This window comes from Paenibacillus antri (genome assembly GCF_005765165.1).
GTDB lineage: Bacteria > Bacillota > Bacilli > Paenibacillales > YIM-B00363 > Paenibacillus_AE > Paenibacillus_AE antri.
The window spans coordinates 1-17,187 of the sequence record NZ_VCIW01000006.1 but is presented as its reverse complement, the minus strand read 5'-3'; the positions used below and the strand labels follow the sequence as shown (position 1 = coordinate 17,187).

The window sequence follows — 17,187 nt, the reverse complement described above, 5'->3', positions numbered from 1 at the left end:
CTAGTTCGAAACGTAATCGAAGCTTCGTACGCTCTCCAATATCGAATCGTGGCCTTCTCGAACCGCATCGTTCACGCCTGCGCCGCCTTGAAAGACGTACAAGGCGAGACCGAAAATTAACACGAGCATCGACAACGCAACCATCAGCTTCGACATTACGGCGTCGTCGAACGGACGGCGCCGGACGAGTCGACGCCTAGACTGCCGTTCGTCAATGCGGTGCCGATATCTCCTCCTCGATCGACCGCCACCGTCGCGACGCCGTCGCCAACGATCAATACCGCTCCCAACAACAAAACGCATAACGCCAATGCTACGCCGATCTTACTCATTTCCTGTTCCTCCTTCGGTAGGTTGTCCCTCGCGACATTACGGCGTCGTCGAATTCACGGCGCCGGTCGCGTTGTCCACGCCCAGATTGCCGTTCGTCAACGCCGTGCCGATATCCCGTCCCCGGTCGACGACCTGCGTCGCGACGCCGTCGCCCACGATCAGCACCGCCCCTAGCAACAGTACGCATAACGCCAATGCCACGCCGATTTTACTCATATCATGTTCCTCCTTCGATGGGTTGTCCCGCTCCTTGGCGAGAGAAATAAAGTCCTTAGCCTTCAAAACGCCGCCTCGATTTGCGTCGCCGTCGAGCGCCCCGCGCCGCCGGCCGCCGGCACGATCAACTCTCCGAACGTATAGATGGCCGCGCCTAGGATCAACACCGTGAGCGCCAACGTCGTCACCAGCTTCCCCATGATTTCGCCCCCTCTCCGGCTTCGTCGCGATGTCGACCCGAATCCTTACGCCGTAAAGCTAACGGTCAACTGCTCCAACACGGTCAGCATCCACGGATATACGAATAACACCAAACAAACGAGAAACGGGATCATAATGTAGAAGCTAATCCAGATCGGAGCGTTTTCGATCCGTTTGGACAACTCGGCTTCCAGCGTCGCGTCGATGCTCTTCGAATGCTCGGTCAGCAGCCGCTTCACGTCTTTGGATTTCGCCCGGCTGACCGCGGCGAACGCGTTGACGAGCGGGTACGCCTCCGAGATGCCGACCGCGTCTTTGAACGCGAGGATCGCCTCCCGCTGATCGTTCCCCCACTGCGCGGCGAGCTGCTGCAACGCGGGCTTTAACAACCGCATCGGCCGCCCCGCTCGAAGGATCAGCTCCCGCATGTCCGTCTGATCCGTCATGCAGATCGACAGCCGGTGCGCGAACTTCGAGATTTCCCCGAGCACCAGAGCGCGCCTTCGCGCGGCCAAAATCGCGATCGCCGCAGCGGGCGCCAACCATCCGAGCCCGGCGACGGCCGCGCCCCCGAGCATCGCTCGGACCGTCCCCGCGAAGCCGGCGGCGTTCGGCAGCGCCGCCGCGAGCCATAAGTACGCTCCGGCCAACGCCGCGCCGCGCCTCCCCCAACGATAACCGCGATACGTCCAGCCGACGCCCGCGAGACGCGCCTTCTCGAGGAACGCCCGCTCGTCCGCGGACAGCTCCGGGAACGACGGCGCCTCGCCTTCCTGCTCCTTCTCCTTTCGCCAGTACCGCTCGATCAACGCCTTGACCGTATTCGAGCGGCTCCGCGCCAGCGGCTTCAGCAGGGCGCCCCAAGCGAGGGCCGCGCCGACGGCGAAGAGCGACATCCACAGCCATTTCATCCCCGTTCATCCGCCTCCTCAGAACGTTCTCCGACCCGATCTTACGACGAGCACCATCGACGCGAACAGAACGACGCCGGAGAACAGCATGATCCAACGCCCGCCCGGATCGACGAAATAATGCCGGTAATTCGCCCCGTCGGCATACACGTTGAAGAACACGATCCCGAAGGCGAAGGCGACCATCACCGCCGTTCCGATCCGGTAGGCGGTCACCATGGCCAGGCGGCGTTCTTCGTTTTTCCGTGCGCGCTGCATATCGACGACAAGCTTATGCAACGCTTCGATCACGTCGTGTCCGAATTTATGCTTGATCGACAAGATGTCCGCCACGTCTTCGGCCCACTCGTTGTCCGCGCGCCGCGCGAATTCGTATAACGCCTCCTCCAGCGAGCCACCCATATGCGACCGCAGCTCGAGCCGCCTCCACTCCTCCCGGACGTGATCCGGCATCGTCGCGGCCGACCGGCTGATCAGCTCCTGCACGGTGCGGTTGTCGCCGTAGTGACCGACGACGTTCTGCACGAGCTTGATCATATCCAGCGCGATGCGATGGCGCTTCCGCTGCAGCCGGAATTTGACGTAAAAATACGGCAGCGAGCCGAGCAGCCCGCCGGCGACGGTATTGAGCAGCCACGTATCGGCGCCGATCATGCGGTCCGCGTCGAGCGCGTACCGTACCCGCATGGCGTCGACGGAGGCGTCGACCGCGAACCAGCCGACCGCGCCGATGAACAGCATCGCGCCGACGACCGCTTCCACGGGCCACCGCACGTCCGCGATCTCCATATCGTCCGCGAGCCCCCTCACGAACGCCAACTCGCGGAACGCTCCGCTTCGTTCGAGGCGGATCGGTCCGAGCAGCGACGCGCGGAGACGCTTGTCCCGCCACCAAGCGGACAGTCTCGACATCCATGCGACGACGACGATCCCGCTTCCGGCGATCCACATCCCCGCGAAAGCGGCCTCGGCGATCCAGCTCGCCGTCACGACCACACCCCCAATCGGCGAAAAGGCTCCGCTTCCGCCCCCCGCGAAAGCAAATGGTTTCTTAACGGCGCGCTGAACGCCGCGCCGGTGAACGACCACGTCTTCGCTTCGTAATCCCACGACACGAGCGGGCTGGCGACGGGGTCGCCGCATTCATTGACGTACAGCTCCGTCACTTCCGTAACGACGCGCCGCATCCGTTCCCCGTCCCTCACGAGCCGCAGAAACACCAAAATGTTAAACGCCCGCGCCACCCGTCTCTCCGCGGCGGCGACTTCATGCTGACGACCGTCCTGCTTCATCATGTCCACGACGTCCGACAAAAACGACTCGCGATACTTCGTGTGCATCGTGCCCATGACATCGTGACCCCTCAGCGCGCCTTGCACCATCTGAGATACCTCGGCTCCCTTGGCTTCCCCGACGACGATCCATTCCGGGCTCATGACGAGCAGCGGCTTGAAGGCGTCCTCCATCGTCAAATCCGATTCGACCGCCTCCCGGGCCGCCAAGATGTTCCGTCGCTCGCCGAGCCGTTCGCGGAGCGCGATTTCGAACTCCTTCTCCAACGTACGGATGCGTTCTTCCTCCGGAATTTCGGAGACGAGCGCGAACAGGAACGTCGTCTTTCCCGTGTTCGTCCCTCCTCCGATCAGGAAGCTGGCGTGATACCGAACGAGCAATGACAGCAGCTCGGCCGTCGGAGCATCGATGGTGCCGAGCTCGACGAGCCGCTCCAGCGTGACGTCCCGCACGATGAAGTTGCGGATATGAATGCTCGGCACGTCCGTATACGGTTCGCGGGTCATCACGAGACGGGAGCGATTCCATAAATACGATTGCACGAACGGCTGCCGTTCGCTGATCGGCTTCTTCCCGCACAACGCGAGCCGATCTTGGACGAGCCGAACCTCCTCCAGGCTGGTAAACGACCGATGATGCAGCGTCTGCTTCCCGCCGCGGATGACGTAGATCGATCGCCCGATCACTTGCACTTCCTCCACGTCCGGCTGCTGCTTCAAGTCTTCGATGAGCCCGGCGCCGCACGCGGTCGCGAACACGCAGTCGGTCGGGGACAAATCGTCGATCATCGTTCTCGGGTCGATGTCGAGGCGGAACTCCGTTAAGAGCGTGTCGATCATCGCCTTCATGCGGGTCTGCGCCCCGGGTTCTCCTAGCCCGGCGTTCAAAATATCCCGGTACAACGATTCGTCCTGCTTGGATCGCTCCATGAGGTGCTCGTATACGACGCGCGACGCGTCGCGCAAAGACACCCTCCGAAGCTCGCTCCCCTCGCTTCCGGTCCCGGTCCGCGCGACGGCCGAAGCGTCCCTCCGGTATTTGGCCGGATCGAAGCGTCTGCGCGGCAGCGTCGGCACCGCTCTCGGCACAGCGTCCATGCCCTTCTCCTCCTTCCGTCAGAACAATCCGGACAACAACGACACGAGCCCCGATCGGCGGCGCGGCGTCTCCCGCTCCGCGAACGGCTCCCGGCCGGACGCGACGCGAAGCCGGCTCGCGAGCCGATAGACGGCGGCGGCGAATTCGTCCGCCTGCGCCGCGTCGACGAGCGGACGCCCTTCTTCGGCCATCCGAAGGCCGAGGCCGCCCGGCACGTTCGGTACGACCGCGGCCAGCGCCATCCCGAGCGCCGCGGCGGCTTTCTCCGGGGACTCCCCCGCCGGATCGAACCGGTTGCACACGAGCTCGATGTCGGAGGCGGCGAGTCCGCAAAGCTTCCAGTAGCAGGCATACCATTCGGTCCAGCTCCACAAGTACGAATGCGATCGATTGCCCGCCACGAGCCAGCGCACGTCCGCCCCTCTCACCGCGCAGACGGTCGCCGCGTTGTCCGGGAACGACGATACGTCGACGATCGTCGCGTCGAACGTCTGCCGGCACGCCGACAGCAGCGTCTCCATCATCTCGGGGCTGACGTCGGCCGCCGTGTCCCGGCGATGCGTCCCGTACAGAATGCGTAAATTCGGCGTCTTCCGGTACGGAACCGCTGCCTCGCGCAGCTCCGCCGGCGAGAGCGCCCCGGTCTGGAGCTTCGGCCGCAGCGCCGCGTTCGTCCGCCCGACGTCGGGTACGCTGAGGGCGACGCGAAGCTCCGGATTTTTCAAATTCAAATCCAACAATCCGACGCGCAGCGCAGGAGACTCCCGCGCCAGCGTCAACGCGACGTTCCCCGCGATCGTCGTAGCGCCGTCCTTGGCGGCCGCGGACCATACCGTCGCGACGATGCCGCGGTCCGAAGGCGCTTCCTCGCGATCGCGCTCGCCCCCTTGGAGCGCGATCGCGGCGAGCTCCTCCGTTCCCGCCCCCAGCGGAACCCATTCCATCCCGGCCTCCGACGCGAGCCGCTGCGCCGCCTCCAACCAGAGCGTGTCGTACGCCGACTCGCTCGGGATGACGACGATCCTCGCGTCCGGCCGAACGGCCCGCAGCGGACCGATCCATTCCCACGGATACGCGTCCGCGACGAGATCCATATGCAGCACGATCGTCTCGAACGGCTCTCGCGCCGCATGCTGGAACAACGTCTCCTTCTCATGCGCCAACACCCGCCCCCGCGGCCGCTGCGGCATCATGGCCAGCAAGCGGGCCAACGGTTCGCCTTCTTTCATGCCGATCAACAAGCTCATGGCAACGTCGCCTCCTCTTCGACCAACGCTCCCGCGTACGTCGCGAAATCGTCCGTCACGCGCGCTTCTTCCGCTTCCTGCAGCGATGGCTCCGGCAGCGCCAGCTTAATCGAGCCGACGAGCGAGGCGAGCGCATACGCTTCGTAGATCTCTGCGTCCATAATGAATGTGTTCATTCCGGGCTTCCCGTTGGCGCTTGCCCGGACTCGATCTCTCTGGCGGGCCGCGGACTGGAACGGGGCGTCATACGCGGCGGCGTCCGCGACTTCCGCCCCTTCCGCCGACCGGACGCTGGCGACGCGGAGCCCCTCGATCACCTTCAGCGCTCCTCGCGGAGCGCCGCCGAGCGCCACCGGAGCGTCGAACTCGACCCAGACGTCGACGACGTCCCCGCGCCGCAGCATATTCCCCACGTTCGTCACGTCGTCGGTCGGGAAGCTGACGTACCGCTCCCCGGCCCCCGGCGTCAGCTGCCGGTCCGCCAGCTTCCACGACGCGAACGTCTCGTTCGGGCCGATCGGCGCGACCGCCGATCTTCCGACGATGTCGGCTTCGTCCCGCAGCGCGTCGGCCGCGAGCGCGGCTTCCGCGATCCGCACCCGCCGCACCATCGCGGCGTCCACCGTCTCCCCGCTCGCGATGAGCCGCGTCGGCATGATCGCCTCCACCGTCCGCGCGTCCAGCTCCGCTTGTTCGGCGTAACGAGCGAAGCCGTACACCGACGCCGCCATCAGCAGAACGCCGAGCCCCGTCACCAACCATCTCCTCACCTGCTTCTCTCCCCCCGTCGGAAAACAAAAAAACGCCCAGCTGCCGCTTATGTCCTAAGCGGTAACCGGGCGATGCTTTCGCTCCGTAAACGATTCGATTAGTTAAAATTTAGCACGGCGAACGTTCAGCGTCAACAGCCTTTTCGCAAAAGTCGATCGCAGTAGCCCCGCGCCCGCACCAGGCCAACGCCCATGCCATCGCCCGCTTCCGCTACACCGTCCCTGCGCCCCAATCTTCCAACGAAAACAGCGGCTCCGCCTTCAGCCCCAGCCCGGCGAACTCCCCGCGCTTCCACTTCAAGTGGCCGGCCGCCGCGATCATCGCCGCGTTGTCGGTGCACAGCGACATCGGCGGCACGACGAGCGGCACGCCGGCAGCCGCGCACGCCTCGCCGAGCGCTTCGCGCAGCCCGCGGTTCGCCGCCACGCCGCCGCACAGCAACAGCTGACGCGAGCCGAACTCGCGCACCGCGCGCATCGCCTTCGTCACGAGCACGTCGACCGTCGAGCGCTGGAAGCCTAACGCAAGGCCGGCGCGGTTGACGACGTCGCCTTTCATTTTCGCCTGGTTGACCTGCGCCAGCACCGCCGACTTGAGGCCGCTGAAGCTGAAGTCGTACGAATCGTCCTCGAGCCAGGCGCGGGGCAGGACGATTTCCTCGTCCGCCTGCGACGCCAGCTTATCCACGTGCGGACCGCCCGGGTACGGCAGCCCCATCGCGCGCGCGACCTTGTCGTACGCTTCGCCGACCGCGTCGTCCCGCGTGCGGCCGATGATGCGGAATTCGCCCTCGGACGCCACGTGCACAAGCTCCGTATGGCCGCCCGAAGCGACGAGCGCCATCAGCGGATACGTCAGCTCCTGCACGAGCGCGTTCGCGTATATATGGCCCGCGATATGATGCACGCCGATAAGCGGAATTTCCAGCGCGTACGCGAGCGACTTCGCGGCGATGACGCCGACGAGCAGCGAGCCGACGAGGCCCGGCCCTTGCGTGACGGCGATCGCCGACAACTCCCGCAGCTCGACCCCCGCCTCGCGGACCGCCTCCTCGAGAATGCGCGTCATCGATTCCACGTGCTTTCTCGAAGCGATCTCGGGCACGACGCCGCCGAATTTCTTGTGCGTTTCGATTTGGCTGGAGACGACGTTGGATAGAATCGTTACGCCGTTCTCGACGACGGCCGCCGACGTTTCGTCGCAGCTCGTCTCGACCGCGAGAAGGAGCTCCCTTTTCATCATGCCCGCCCCCCTTCGCTCCGCGCGGATCCGAACGGCAGCTCCACCCACATAATAATGGCGTCCTCGCCGTTATCCGAGTAATAACCGGGCCGCAGGCCGACCGCCTCGAAGCCGAACTTCTCGTACATGCGCCGAGCCACCGCGTTGCTGGGGCGCACCTCGAGCGTCATCCGCTGCGCCCCGAGCCGGACCGCGCGGGAGCCGAGCTCCGCCAGCAGCCGCTCGCCGAGCCGCCGGCCGCGGAAATCGCCCGTCACGGCGATATTCGTCACATGCGCCTCGTCGATAATGATCCACATGCCGCCGTAGCCGATCAGCCGGCCCTCGTATTCCATGACGATATATTGAGCGAACTGATTTTGCGTCAGCTCGCTGATGAACGCTTGCTCCGACCAAGGCGTCGCGAACGATTCGACCTCGATCGCGCTGACCTCCGGGATATCCTCGTACCGCATCATGCGGAAAATCACTTCCGGCGCCGTCGCCGCACTCATGCCACCCAAGCCCCTTTCGCGTCAGTTCCGCTCCCGCGCCTTCTCCCGCGCCTCCGCGGCGCTGGCTGCGACGAGCTTCGCCTCCGCCTCCGCCAGCTGGGCGTAGTTCGGAAGCGCGTCGTGCGGGTCCCGCACGCGGATCGTCTCCCCGCGCTGCCGCGCGATGGCCGCGACGTCCAGCGCGGACATCGACCACGGCCGGCGCAGCACGACCGCGTTCGCGCCGGCCGCGGCGGCGTCCAGCATGTCGGCGAAGCCGCCGTCGACCTCGCCGACGAACACGACCGTTCCCGGCCGATCCGCCGCGCGCAGCCACGCCTCCGCCTGCTCGCGGAACATCGTTACCGCATCCGCGCCGACCCGGCGCCAAGCGCCGGCGGCAGGGCCGTCCGCGTCAGCGGAGAACAGCGCCGTGTACGCCTGCCCGCGCCGCGCGTCCAGCGCCGGCACGATCCAAGCCGGCGCGCGCACCGCGTTCGTGCCGGCGCAAGCGTCCCGCCAGCCGCCGAAGGCCAGCGCCTCCAGCGACGACACCGCGTACACGGGCAGCCCGAGCGCCCAGGCGAACGTCTTCGCCATCGTGACGCCGATCCGCACGCCCGTATACGACCCCGGTCCGCAGCCGACCGCCACCGCCCGCACGTCGCGCGGCCGAAGCCCCGCCGATCGCACGAGCTCGTCGATCTCCGGCAGCAGCTTCACCGAATGGTTTCGTTCGGCGTTCGTCGTCCGTTCGGCCAGCACCGTCTCGCCGTCCGTCAGCGCCATCGTCATCGACGCCGTCGACGTGTCGATCGAGAGCAGCGGCCCTTCCGGAATGCCGGCGCCCGCCGCGCCCGTCTCGTTCCCTGTGTCACTCACGCGCCAGCACCCCCTCGTCCGCCATCGCCGCGCAGAACGACGCGTACGGCTCGCCGTGCGGACGGACCGCGAAGACGCGCTCCGACGCGCCCGCCACGCCGATATACAGCTCCAGCCGCTCCGCCGGCAGCAAGTCGGCGATCAAGCTCGCCCACTCCACCGCGCACACCCCGGCGCCGAAAAAATACTCCTCCAGCCCGAGCTCGTCGGCTTCCTCCTGCGAAATCCGATAGACGTCCATATGATAGAAGGGCATGTCCCGCCCCTCGTACTCTTTGATAATCGTAAACGTCGGCGAATTGACCGTCCCCCGCACGCCGAGCGCACGGGCGAGCGCCTGCGAGAACCGCGTCTTCCCCGCTCCCAAATCGCCGTCCAGCGCCAGCACCGCGCCCGGTCCGAGACGCGCGGCGAGCTGGGACGCCAATCGTTCCGTATCCGCCTCGTCCCGCGCCTCGAATCGATATTCCGTCAACCTCGGCAACCCCTTCATATGTAGAAAATGTCCCCAACTCCCCGCTCACTCGAAGTGCGTATACCCCCGGCGCTCGAGCGGCTCCGTCGTCCCGTCCGGCCGCGCCAGATCGACGCCCGGCTCGCCGGCGGCGACGACGCCGACGAGCGCCGGCGACGCGCCGGCCGCCCGCAGCGCGGCGAGCAGCTCGTCCGCCTTCGCCGCCGGCGCCGTGCCGACGAGCTCGTAATCCTCGCCGCCGCCGAGGATGAACTCGAGCGCGTCGCGCCCCGCGAAGGCGGCGTACGCGGCGAGCGCGGCGTCGACCGGGATCGCCGCGCCGTCCAAGACGAGGCGCACGCCGGACGCCTCGGCGATTTCCCGCGCTTCGCCGGCGAGCCCGTCGCTCACGTCGTTGAGCGACGTCGCGAGCCCGAGCAGCGCGCGTCCCGCGGCCGGCCTCGGCCGCGGCCGCCGATGCGCCGCAATGAGCGGCGCCCACGGCTCGCCGCCGCCCGCCTCGCGGCGCAGCAGCCAATCGAGGCCTGCCGCGGACAGGCCGAGCGGCCCCGTCACGAAGACGACGTCGCCGGGGCGCGCGCCCGAGCGCAGCAGCGCTCGGCCCGCCTCGACCTCGCCGATCGCCGTCACCGTGACGCTGACCCGCTCCGGCGACGTCGACATGTCGCCGCCGACGATCGCGACGCCGTATGCGTCCGCACAGGCGTACAACCCCGCGTACAGCGCCTCGAGACGCTCCGCCGGAAACCCCTTCGGCGCGGCCAGCGCGCATAGAGCGTATCGCGGCTCGGCGCCCATCGCCGCCAGATCGCTGACGTTCTGCGCCATCGCCTTCCAGCCGATCGACGCGTCGTCCATCGTCCACGGCAGGAAATCGACGATTTCCACCATCGAATCGCAGGTCAGCACCATCTGCCGGCCCGGCGTCGGCTCCACCACCGCGGCGTCGTCCCCGATCCCTACGACGACGCTCCGGCCGACGGCGCCTTCCTTCCCCGTTCGGCCGCCCGTCAACCGCCGGATCAACGCAAACTCGTCCACACCTACCGCCCGCTTCCGACCAAACTTTTCCCCTCATTATAGCGACCCGATGAGGATACTAGCAAGCTAACCGAACCGAAGGAGGACTTCAAGGCGGCCGCGTAGAAATCTTTAGCAACTTACCTATTAAGGAGAACAATCTTTCATGGCAACAACGAACTTCCGACTCCGCCCCCCGACGATGGACGACGCGCAAGCCGTCTGCGATCTCGTCGCGGCTTGCGACACCGAAGATTTGGGCGCACCCGACATCGTGCTGGACGACGTATTGGACATGTGGTCCCGCTTCGATCTCGACCGCAACGTCTGGGTCGTCGAAGACGACGCCGCCTCATTGATCGGGTACGTTTTCTTGGAAGAAGACAGCGAAGAGAAGCTGTTCAGCTGCGGCTGCGTGCTGCCGTCGGCTCGAGGCCGGGGCGTCGGCTCCGCCCTCGTCGAAGCGCTCGAAGCGCGCGCGGCGGCGCTCCGGAGCGAGTCCGGCGTCGCGAAGCGGCTCCAGAGCATGATTCCGACGCTTTGCGAAGACGCCGTTCGCCTGATGGAGTCCCGCGGATTCTCTCCCGTGCGATACTTCAAGCGCATGAGCGTCCGCTTGGACGAAGCGCCGCCGGAGACGCCGCCCCTCGAAGGCTTCTCGATCGAGACGTTCACCGTCGATCGCGACGAACGAGCCGTGTACGACGCTTACGTTGAATCGTTCGCGGATCATTGGGACTTCGCCTCGCCCCCGTTCGAGAAGTGGGTCGAGAAGACGCGGCTCCCCTCCTTCGATGCCCGATGGTGGTGGATCGCCCGCAACCGGGAAGGCGAGATCGCCGGCTTCGCGCTCGGCCGCATGCGCGAGGACCTGCTGTTCATCGAGCAGGTCGGCGTGCGCCGGCCGTACCGCGGCCGCGGCCTCGCCCTCGCGCTGCTGCGCCGCGCGTTCGAAGCGTCGTACCGGGCCGGCCAGCCGCTCGTGTCGCTCGGCGTCGACGCCGCGAACCCTTCAGGAGCGTACCGCCTGTACGAGAAGGCCGGCATGACGCCCGACCACGAAATCACCATCTACGAGAAGCGTTTCGAAGCGTAACCCGCCGACCGACGCGTTCCCCCAACGCAACGACGAAAGCCCGACAGAAGCGCCCGGCAGGGCGCCCTGTCGGGCCTTTTCGTTGTAGAAACGGTCTACATGCGGTTGTCCGCTTCTCCCAACTCTTTCAGTTGATCTACGCGGACCGTCTTCGATGCCTGATAGTCCCCGCTCCGCTCATGCACGGTCGCCGTCTTCGTCGTCGAATCGACGCTGTCGATCCAGACTTCCTTATTGTTCAGCTGCACGACGAATTCCTTCGGGCTGTCGACGATTTCTTGAGCGCGGTTTACGTCCATATGGAATGTTCCCTCCGTCACGCAATGGTTTCGCCATTAGCTTTCCCTTCGGAGTCGGAATCATTCCATGCGTGGATAGCAGCGATAAAGTTGTTTTTATCACTTTTACAGGTCGTTTCGAAGATGTGATAAACCGCACATCGTCGGTGTGTCCCCGGAGGTAAGATGAAGTCAAGAGGAAGACGACATCGATAACCGATTCGCTCCTCGCAAGTGACAAATTTGGAGGGATTCCACATGTTCAACACGTTCCTCAGAACAAACCGCTACGCAGCCGCAGCGCTCTTCTTCCTTAGATTCTACCTCGGCTATCAATGGTTCACGCACGGTCTCGAGAAGCTGAACGCGCCCGAGCCGTTCAACGCGGCCGGCTTCCTCGCCGGCGCCGTCGGCAAAGCGACCGGCGACCACCCGGCCGTCCAAGGCTGGTGGGCGGACTTCTTGACCGCCTTCGCCATCCCGAACGCCGACGTCTTCTCGTTCCTCGTCCTCTGGGGCGAAATTCTCGCCGGTCTCGGTCTCATGCTCGGCTGCTTCACCACCGTCGCCGCTCTCGGCGCGCTGGCCATGAACTTCGCGTTCCTGCTCTCGGGCACGACGTCGACCAACCCGCAAATGGCGATCATGGGTTTCTTCGTCCTCGTCGCCGGCGCCAACGCAGGCCGCTACGGCGCGGACCGTTGGGTGCTCCCGTACCTCAAGGCCGCCGTCGGCAGCCTGTTCGGCCGCAAGCCGAAGAACGACGGCCGCGGCGAGACGCCTACCCGCGGCGCCTTCGTCGGCTAACCCCAATCGCTTCGACTCTACTGCCCCGCGGCGGGTGTTGCCCGGGGCAGTTCTTTTTTTCTTAAAATGCCGTCCCATATGTATGAAAAATCACAGTCAGTCTCCTCCGCACCGACTATGATAAAATCATAGGTTGTGAATTGTTTCACAATTATAATCGGGAGGAATTGACTATGAAACTCAGAAGTTGGGCCATCTTTACCGCTATTACGTTGCTCGCCGGCGCGCTAACAGCCTGCGGAGGAGGCAATGCGGCAGATCCGGCCGAAGACGCTGTACAAGGCAGCGGAGGAGCCGCCGTCGAACAGCCGGTCGAGGAGCCCGCTCCTGCGGAGCCGGCCGTGGAGGAAGCCAAATACGCCGACGGCGTCTACTACGCCGAAGCGGCGGAATTCGCAGAGAAATCCGGGTGGAAGGAAATCGTCGGACTCAAAGTCGAAGGCGGCAAGATCGTAAGCGTCACCTGGAACGGCTTGCATCGGGACGGCGGTCTCGATAAGAAAACCTCCTCGGAAGAAGGACTATACGGGTTGGTCGCCAAAGGCGGCGCCATCGCCGAGTGGCATGAACAAGCGGCCAAAGCCGAGCAGTTCTTGATCGAGACGCAAGACCCGGCGGCGATCGCGGTGAAAGACGACGGCACGACGGATGCCGTATCCGGCGTCACGGTCGGCGTCGACGAATTCGTAACGCTCGTTACCGAAGCGCTCGAAGCCGGACCGGTCGAAGCAGGTCCTTACAAAGACGGCTCCTACCACACGGAACAAGCCGAATTCGACGCCAATTCCGGCTGGAAGTACATGGTTCACGTCACGGTCCTGAACGGGAAGATCATCGCGGTCAATTGGAACGGCGTTCATAAAGACGGCGGCGACGACAAGAAAACCCAGTCGAAGAACGGCGTATACGCGATGGTCGAGAAAGCCGGCGCTCAGGCCGAGTGGCACGAGCAAGCATTGAAGATGGAGCAATATCTGCTCGAAACGCAAGACCCCGCGAAGATTAACCTAACGGACGAAGAAGGCCATACGGACGCGGTTTCGGGCGTGTCGATCAAAGTCGGCGAGTTCCAGCGACTCGTCGCCGAGGCGCTCGAGCAAGCGAAATAACAATAACAGCAAACCTATGAGGTGATTCGCGTGAAACAGATTATCGTACTGGGCGGCGGATATGGCGGCGTATTGACCGCTAAGAAGCTTGCGATCCGGTTAAAGAACGAACGGGACGTCCGCATTACGCTCATCGACAGAAAGCCGTATCATACCCTGCTGACGGAGCTCCACGAGGTGGCCGCGAAGCGGGTGGACGAAGACTCCATCAAGGTCGACCTGAAGAAAATCTTCGCAGGCATGAAAAACGTCGAAGTCGTATTGGACGAAATCACCGAATTCGACTTCCCGCAACGCCTGCTGCGTTCGGAAGCCCGGACGTACCGGTACGATTACCTGGTCATCGGCACGGGCAGCAAGCCGGCTTTCTTCGGTACGCCCGGCGCCGAGGAGCACGCCTTCACCCTATGGTCTTATGAAGATGCGGTGCTCCTTCGCGAGCGGTTTACGGAGATGTTCCGCCGAGCCGTGAAGGAGCGCGATCCAATCGCCCGCGCCGAGATGCTCAGCTTCGTCGTCGTCGGCGCCGGCTTCACCGGCGTCGAGATGATCGGCGAGCTGGCCGAGCACGTCGAAGAATTGTGCAAGGCATTCTACGTCGACCGCGCGGACGTCCAACTGCATGTCGTCGATATGGCGCCGAAAATTCTCCCGATCCTTCCTGACAGGCTCATTCAGAAGGCGCAGCGCCATCTGGAGAAGCTCGGGGTGAACATCTCGACCGGGCTGAAAATTACCGGCGTGAAGCCGAACGCCGTCTGCCTCGGCGACAAAGAAATCGCCTCCCGCACCGTCATCTGGACGGCCGGCGTCGAAGGCTCCGAGCTCGCGGGCAAGGCCGACGTCGCGCAGCAAGGCCGCAAGCGGCTGCTGACGAACGATAAGCTGCAATCCGTCGATCGTCCGGAAGTCTACGTCGTCGGCGACAACATCTTCTACATCCCGGAAGGCGAGAAGAACCCGGTACCTCAGATGGTGGAAAATGCCGAGCAAGCCGCTCCGATCATCGCGCACAACATCGAAGCGGACATCCGCAACAGGCCGAAGAAGCCGTATAAGCCATCGTTCCACGGCACGATGGTCAGCATCGGCAGCCGCTACGGCGTCGCCAACGTAGGCGTCCCGGGACGCATGTTCCAGATGACCGGATTTTTCGCGATGTTCGTCAAGCACTTCATCAACTTGTTCTACTTGTTCCAAGTCGCGGGCTTCAATAAGTGCTATAGCTATCTCTTGCACGAAATCTTCCACATCGAGCACCGCAGAAGCTTCTTAGGTGGACACTTCTCCAAGCGTTCGCCGAACTTCTGGCTCGTACCGCTGCGCGTCTTCGTCGGCGTCATGTGGTTGATCGAAGGCTGGGAGAAGCTGCTGAAAATTATCGAAGATCCGAACAAAATCTTCCTCATTCCGGCTCCGTGGACCGACGGAACGTCGGGCGCGTCCGTGGCCGCGGACGGCGCGGGGGAAGCGGCGGCCGCCGTACAGGCGCTGCCGGTGCCGGGCTTCATCGACAGCATCGTCAAGGGCTCCATGGACATGATGTTCTACACGAGCGACGGCGGATTCACGGCGCTCGCGTCGATTTTCCAAACCGGCATGGTGCTCGCGGAGCTCGCGTTCGGCCTGATGCTCATCGTCGGATTGTTCACCGCTCCCGCCGCCGTCGCGACCGTCGCCATGGGCGTCATGATCTGGTCGTCCGGCATGGCCGCGCCGGAGATGCTGTGGTACATGTTCGCGGGCGTCGCCCTGATCGGCGGCTCGGGAAGCACGTTCGGTCTCGATTATTATGCGTACCCGATGCTGAAGAAGGTTTGGAAAAGGATTCCGTTCATTCGCCGTTGGTACTTGTACGCCGATTAATTTCACCCGCTCGAAGGAGGAATCGCCATGGTCACCCGTCTCGTGCAAGACACGGTACGCATGCTGCAGCAGCAAATCTCGCCGGATGCCGACATCAGTCTGGAACGCGAACAATCGTTGCTTGAAGAGATGGCCTCCCTCCTTCGCGCGTACGAGCTGGAACGGTCGAGGAAGCTCGCCGTTCTCGGCTGCTACGGCCTGCTCCGACTCGCGCTCGCGAGGCACCGCGAACTCGCGGAGCTCGACGGCAAGACGCTCGCGAAGCGGATTCTCGACGGGGATTATTTGACCGGGGTATACTTCCGCTTCGTCCTCCAATGCAACGAACGGCAGCTTCTGACCTACCTGGCGCCGATCCATAAGAAGCTGCAGATCGGCATCGTGCACGGCGCAACGGCGAACCAGACGATCGCCGAGCTGTTCGAGGCGGTTAAACGATATCTGGACGAACAATGTAAGTCGGGCGGTGACTCCGATGAAGCTGCATGAAGCGCTCGGGATTGATCTCGCCGCCGTCGACGCCGCCATGGTACGCGTCGTAACGGAGGACGCCGATTTGCCGAAGGACTCCCCGATCGCGAACGGCGTATTGGAGCTCGTTCGTTCGGGAGGCAAGCGCCTCCGCCCGATGCTCGTCTTGACGGGCGGCCGCTTCGGCCCTGCGGTGAATGCGCCTGACGCCGCCGACAAGCTGCTGCGACTCGCCGTACTCATGGAGTACCTTCATACGGCCTCCCTCGTGCACGACGACATCATCGACGAAGCCGAGACGCGCCGGGGCGTCATGACGCTTCATCGCAAGACGGACGTAATGACCGCCGTGCACACGGCTAACTACATGACGGCGCGCGCGATCGAGTGGGCCGGCGATGGCGGCGTCGACGCCGCCCATTCGGCCGAGCTGACGTCGCTCGCGGCCCAGCTGTGCATCGGCGAATACGGTCAGCTTCGCAATCGGTTCAACTTCGATGTAACGATGGATGCTTACCTGGAGAAAACCCGGAACAAAACAGCGCTGTTGATCGCCTCCTGCCTGCAAGCGGGAGCCGCGGCCGCCGGCGCGACTCCGGAAGTCGCGAAGACGCTGTACGCCTTCGGCGATGCGCTCGGCATGTCGTTCCAGATCCAGGACGACATCCTCGACTTCTCCGCCTCCGCCGAAGCGCTCGGCAAGCCGGCCGGCGCCGACCTGCGAAGCGGCAATGTCACGCTGCCGACGCTGTTCGCGCTTGACGTGCCGGGCCTCGGCGACGCGATTCGCGGGCTGCGCGAGGATGCGCCGGAATCGGCGTTCCAGGACGTCGTCCGACGCATCGCGGAGAGCGAAGCCATGGAACGCGCCGCCGCCCTGCGCGACGAATACGCGGACCGCGCCCGCCGGCTCGCAGATCGGCTGCGCCGCTTCCCGGCGCACGATTCGCTGCTCGCCATCCTGCGCCACTTCACCGACCGCCGCTCGTAGACGTTAAGGACCGCCAGCCCCCGCCGGCGGTCCTTTCCCTGCGTTCCCCGGTCCCGGTATTCCCTCCCCAGCGCCTTTCTAAGGAGATTCCCTCTGCTCAGGTCCTCCGTGGCGGAGCTCTGTTGACTACCCCTTTCTAACGTGATGTCCCCTAGTCAGGACCAAGGGGCGCCCCCTCTTCGCCGCCTCCTTTCCAAGCTGATTTCCTTTGATCAGGCACCCTGCGAGTTGGAATTTTTCATTGAATACGGAACATATGTTCGGTATAATGAGGAAAAGGAGGCGGCGTTCATGGACCAAGCGGAACAGGTGGCTTATTTCTTTCGGCGGCGGTGGCCGAACGGGTTTTCCTGCCCGAGCTGCGGATATGGGGCGTATTATACGATCACGACGCGGCAGCTCCCGCT

22 protein-coding genes are annotated in these 17,187 nt (G+C 64.4%); 7 read left to right on the top strand and 15 right to left on the bottom strand.

Annotated elements, in window-relative coordinates:
* From FE782_RS32590 to thiL, 14 genes are all read right to left on the bottom strand, one after another.
* On the bottom strand, nt 1-156 hold the full coding sequence (locus FE782_RS32590; RefSeq protein WP_202914516.1) for a hypothetical protein: 156 nt from the start codon (nt 154-156) through the stop codon (nt 1-3).
* Entirely contained in the window at nt 156-332 is a 177-nt protein-coding gene (locus FE782_RS32270) for a hypothetical protein (protein ID WP_158299345.1), read from the bottom strand. The genes FE782_RS32590 and FE782_RS32270 overlap by 1 nt, the downstream gene beginning before the upstream one ends.
* A 37-nt stretch (nt 333-369) precedes the next feature.
* Nucleotides 370-549, bottom strand: a complete 180-nt coding sequence (locus FE782_RS11310; RefSeq protein ID WP_138194207.1) for a hypothetical protein — start codon at nt 547-549, stop codon at nt 370-372.
* A 62-nt stretch (nt 550-611) separates the two neighbouring features.
* Nucleotides 612-749 carry a hypothetical protein gene (locus FE782_RS32265; RefSeq protein ID WP_158299344.1) on the bottom strand — a complete coding sequence of 46 codons (138 nt, stop codon included), beginning with the start codon at nt 747-749 and terminating at the stop codon, nt 612-614.
* Between the two features lie 45 nt (nt 750-794).
* Nucleotides 795-1,661 carry a hypothetical protein gene (locus FE782_RS11305; RefSeq protein WP_138194206.1) on the bottom strand — a complete coding sequence of 289 codons (867 nt, stop codon included), beginning with the start codon at nt 1,659-1,661 and terminating at the stop codon, nt 795-797.
* Between the two features lie 18 nt (nt 1,662-1,679).
* The gene (locus tag FE782_RS11300; RefSeq protein WP_238392436.1) at nt 1,680-2,651 is read right to left on the bottom strand and encodes a type II secretion system F family protein; all 972 of its coding nucleotides are present in this window, start codon (nt 2,649-2,651) and stop codon (nt 1,680-1,682) included.
* Nucleotides 2,648-4,051 (bottom strand): ATPase, T2SS/T4P/T4SS family, encoded by a 1,404-nt coding sequence (locus tag FE782_RS11295; protein WP_138194205.1) that lies wholly within the window; start codon nt 4,049-4,051, stop codon nt 2,648-2,650. Before FE782_RS11295 ends, FE782_RS11300 begins: the two co-directional genes overlap by 4 nt.
* A gap of 18 nt (nt 4,052-4,069) precedes the next feature.
* On the bottom strand, nt 4,070-5,299 hold the full coding sequence (locus FE782_RS11290; RefSeq protein WP_138194204.1) for a CpaE/TadZ family protein: 1,230 nt from the start codon (nt 5,297-5,299) through the stop codon (nt 4,070-4,072).
* A complete protein-coding gene (locus FE782_RS11285; protein ID WP_138194203.1) occupies nt 5,296-6,069 on the bottom strand; it encodes a CpaB family protein in 774 nt (257 codons plus the stop codon). Before FE782_RS11285 ends, FE782_RS11290 begins: the two co-directional genes overlap by 4 nt.
* Before the next feature lie 211 nt (nt 6,070-6,280).
* Complete coding sequence (gene tsaD / locus FE782_RS11280; protein WP_138194202.1) at nt 6,281-7,312, bottom strand: tRNA (adenosine(37)-N6)-threonylcarbamoyltransferase complex transferase subunit TsaD; 1,032 nt, start codon at nt 7,310-7,312, stop codon at nt 6,281-6,283.
* Nucleotides 7,309-7,806 (bottom strand): ribosomal protein S18-alanine N-acetyltransferase, encoded by a 498-nt coding sequence (rimI, locus tag FE782_RS11275; protein WP_138194201.1) that lies wholly within the window; start codon nt 7,804-7,806, stop codon nt 7,309-7,311. The genes tsaD and rimI overlap by 4 nt, the downstream gene beginning before the upstream one ends.
* Before the next feature lie 21 nt (nt 7,807-7,827).
* The gene (gene tsaB, locus FE782_RS11270; RefSeq protein WP_238392435.1) at nt 7,828-8,667 is read right to left on the bottom strand and encodes a tRNA (adenosine(37)-N6)-threonylcarbamoyltransferase complex dimerization subunit type 1 TsaB; all 840 of its coding nucleotides are present in this window, start codon (nt 8,665-8,667) and stop codon (nt 7,828-7,830) included.
* Nucleotides 8,660-9,160, bottom strand: coding sequence for a tRNA (adenosine(37)-N6)-threonylcarbamoyltransferase complex ATPase subunit type 1 TsaE (tsaE, locus tag FE782_RS11265; protein ID WP_138194200.1), 501 nt, complete (start codon nt 9,158-9,160; stop codon nt 8,660-8,662). Before tsaE ends, tsaB begins: the two co-directional genes overlap by 8 nt.
* Nucleotides 9,161-9,187: 27 nt before the next feature.
* Nucleotides 9,188-10,183, bottom strand: a complete 996-nt coding sequence (gene thiL / locus FE782_RS11260; protein ID WP_138194199.1) for a thiamine-phosphate kinase — start codon at nt 10,181-10,183, stop codon at nt 9,188-9,190.
* 145 nt (nt 10,184-10,328) lie between these two features.
* On the opposite strand from thiL, the gene FE782_RS11255 reads away from it, so the two are divergent.
* The gene (locus tag FE782_RS11255) at nt 10,329-11,258 is read left to right on the top strand and encodes a GNAT family N-acetyltransferase (protein WP_138194198.1); all 930 of its coding nucleotides are present in this window, start codon (nt 10,329-10,331) and stop codon (nt 11,256-11,258) included.
* Nucleotides 11,259-11,353: 95 nt separating this feature from the next.
* Here the strand turns inward: FE782_RS11255 and FE782_RS11250 are convergent, their stop codons facing one another.
* Nucleotides 11,354-11,557 carry an H-type small acid-soluble spore protein gene (locus tag FE782_RS11250; protein ID WP_138194197.1) on the bottom strand — a complete coding sequence of 68 codons (204 nt, stop codon included), beginning with the start codon at nt 11,555-11,557 and terminating at the stop codon, nt 11,354-11,356.
* Nucleotides 11,558-11,794: 237 nt separating this feature from the next.
* Between FE782_RS11250 and FE782_RS11245 the strand changes: the two genes are divergently transcribed.
* The 6 genes from FE782_RS11245 to FE782_RS33285 all read left to right on the top strand — a co-directional run.
* Nucleotides 11,795-12,343 (top strand): DoxX family protein, encoded by a 549-nt coding sequence (locus tag FE782_RS11245; protein ID WP_138194196.1) that lies wholly within the window; start codon nt 11,795-11,797, stop codon nt 12,341-12,343.
* Nucleotides 12,344-12,516: 173 nt separating this feature from the next.
* Nucleotides 12,517-13,452: an FMN-binding protein gene (locus FE782_RS11240; protein ID WP_138194195.1), complete on the top strand. Its 936-nt coding sequence runs from the start codon at nt 12,517-12,519 to the stop codon at nt 13,450-13,452.
* Between the two features lie 30 nt (nt 13,453-13,482).
* Nucleotides 13,483-15,318: an NAD(P)/FAD-dependent oxidoreductase gene (locus FE782_RS11235; RefSeq protein WP_138194194.1), complete on the top strand. Its 1,836-nt coding sequence runs from the start codon at nt 13,483-13,485 to the stop codon at nt 15,316-15,318.
* Nucleotides 15,319-15,345: 27 nt separating this feature from the next.
* The gene (locus tag FE782_RS11230; protein WP_138194193.1) at nt 15,346-15,807 is read left to right on the top strand and encodes a hypothetical protein; all 462 of its coding nucleotides are present in this window, start codon (nt 15,346-15,348) and stop codon (nt 15,805-15,807) included.
* Entirely contained in the window at nt 15,794-16,780 is a 987-nt protein-coding gene (locus FE782_RS11225; RefSeq protein ID WP_138194192.1) for a polyprenyl synthetase family protein, read from the top strand. Before FE782_RS11230 ends, FE782_RS11225 begins: the two co-directional genes overlap by 14 nt.
* 144 nt (nt 16,781-16,924) lie before the next feature.
* Nucleotides 16,925-17,187 (top strand): transposase (locus FE782_RS33285; RefSeq protein WP_138194191.1); only part of this gene is annotated, 263 nt, incomplete at its 3' end.

Coding starts and splice junctions, on each gene's coding strand:
- FE782_RS32590 (WP_202914516.1), bottom strand. CDS start 156: ATGTCGAAGCTGATGGTTGCGTTGTCGATGCTCGTGTTAATTTTCGGT.
- FE782_RS32270 (WP_158299345.1), bottom strand. CDS start 332: ATGAGTAAGATCGGCGTAGCATTGGCGTTATGCGTTTTGTTGTTGGGA.
- FE782_RS11310 (WP_138194207.1), bottom strand. CDS start 549: ATGAGTAAAATCGGCGTGGCATTGGCGTTATGCGTACTGTTGCTAGGG.
- FE782_RS32265 (WP_158299344.1), bottom strand. CDS start 749: ATGGGGAAGCTGGTGACGACGTTGGCGCTCACGGTGTTGATCCTAGGC.
- FE782_RS11305 (WP_138194206.1), bottom strand. CDS start 1,661: ATGAAATGGCTGTGGATGTCGCTCTTCGCCGTCGGCGCGGCCCTCGCT.
- FE782_RS11295 (WP_138194205.1), bottom strand. CDS start 4,051: ATGGACGCTGTGCCGAGAGCGGTGCCGACGCTGCCGCGCAGACGCTTC.
- FE782_RS11290 (WP_138194204.1), bottom strand. CDS start 5,299: ATGAGCTTGTTGATCGGCATGAAAGAAGGCGAACCGTTGGCCCGCTTG.
- tsaD (WP_138194202.1), bottom strand. CDS start 7,312: ATGATGAAAAGGGAGCTCCTTCTCGCGGTCGAGACGAGCTGCGACGAA.
- rimI (WP_138194201.1), bottom strand. CDS start 7,806: ATGAGTGCGGCGACGGCGCCGGAAGTGATTTTCCGCATGATGCGGTAC.
- tsaE (WP_138194200.1), bottom strand. CDS start 9,160: ATGAAGGGGTTGCCGAGGTTGACGGAATATCGATTCGAGGCGCGGGAC.
- FE782_RS11255 (WP_138194198.1), top strand. CDS start 10,329: ATGGCAACAACGAACTTCCGACTCCGCCCCCCGACGATGGACGACGCG.
- FE782_RS11250 (WP_138194197.1), bottom strand. CDS start 11,557: ATGGACGTAAACCGCGCTCAAGAAATCGTCGACAGCCCGAAGGAATTC.
- FE782_RS11245 (WP_138194196.1), top strand. CDS start 11,795: ATGTTCAACACGTTCCTCAGAACAAACCGCTACGCAGCCGCAGCGCTC.
- FE782_RS11240 (WP_138194195.1), top strand. CDS start 12,517: ATGAAACTCAGAAGTTGGGCCATCTTTACCGCTATTACGTTGCTCGCC.
- FE782_RS11230 (WP_138194193.1), top strand. CDS start 15,346: ATGGTCACCCGTCTCGTGCAAGACACGGTACGCATGCTGCAGCAGCAA.
- FE782_RS11225 (WP_138194192.1), top strand. CDS start 15,794: ATGAAGCTGCATGAAGCGCTCGGGATTGATCTCGCCGCCGTCGACGCC.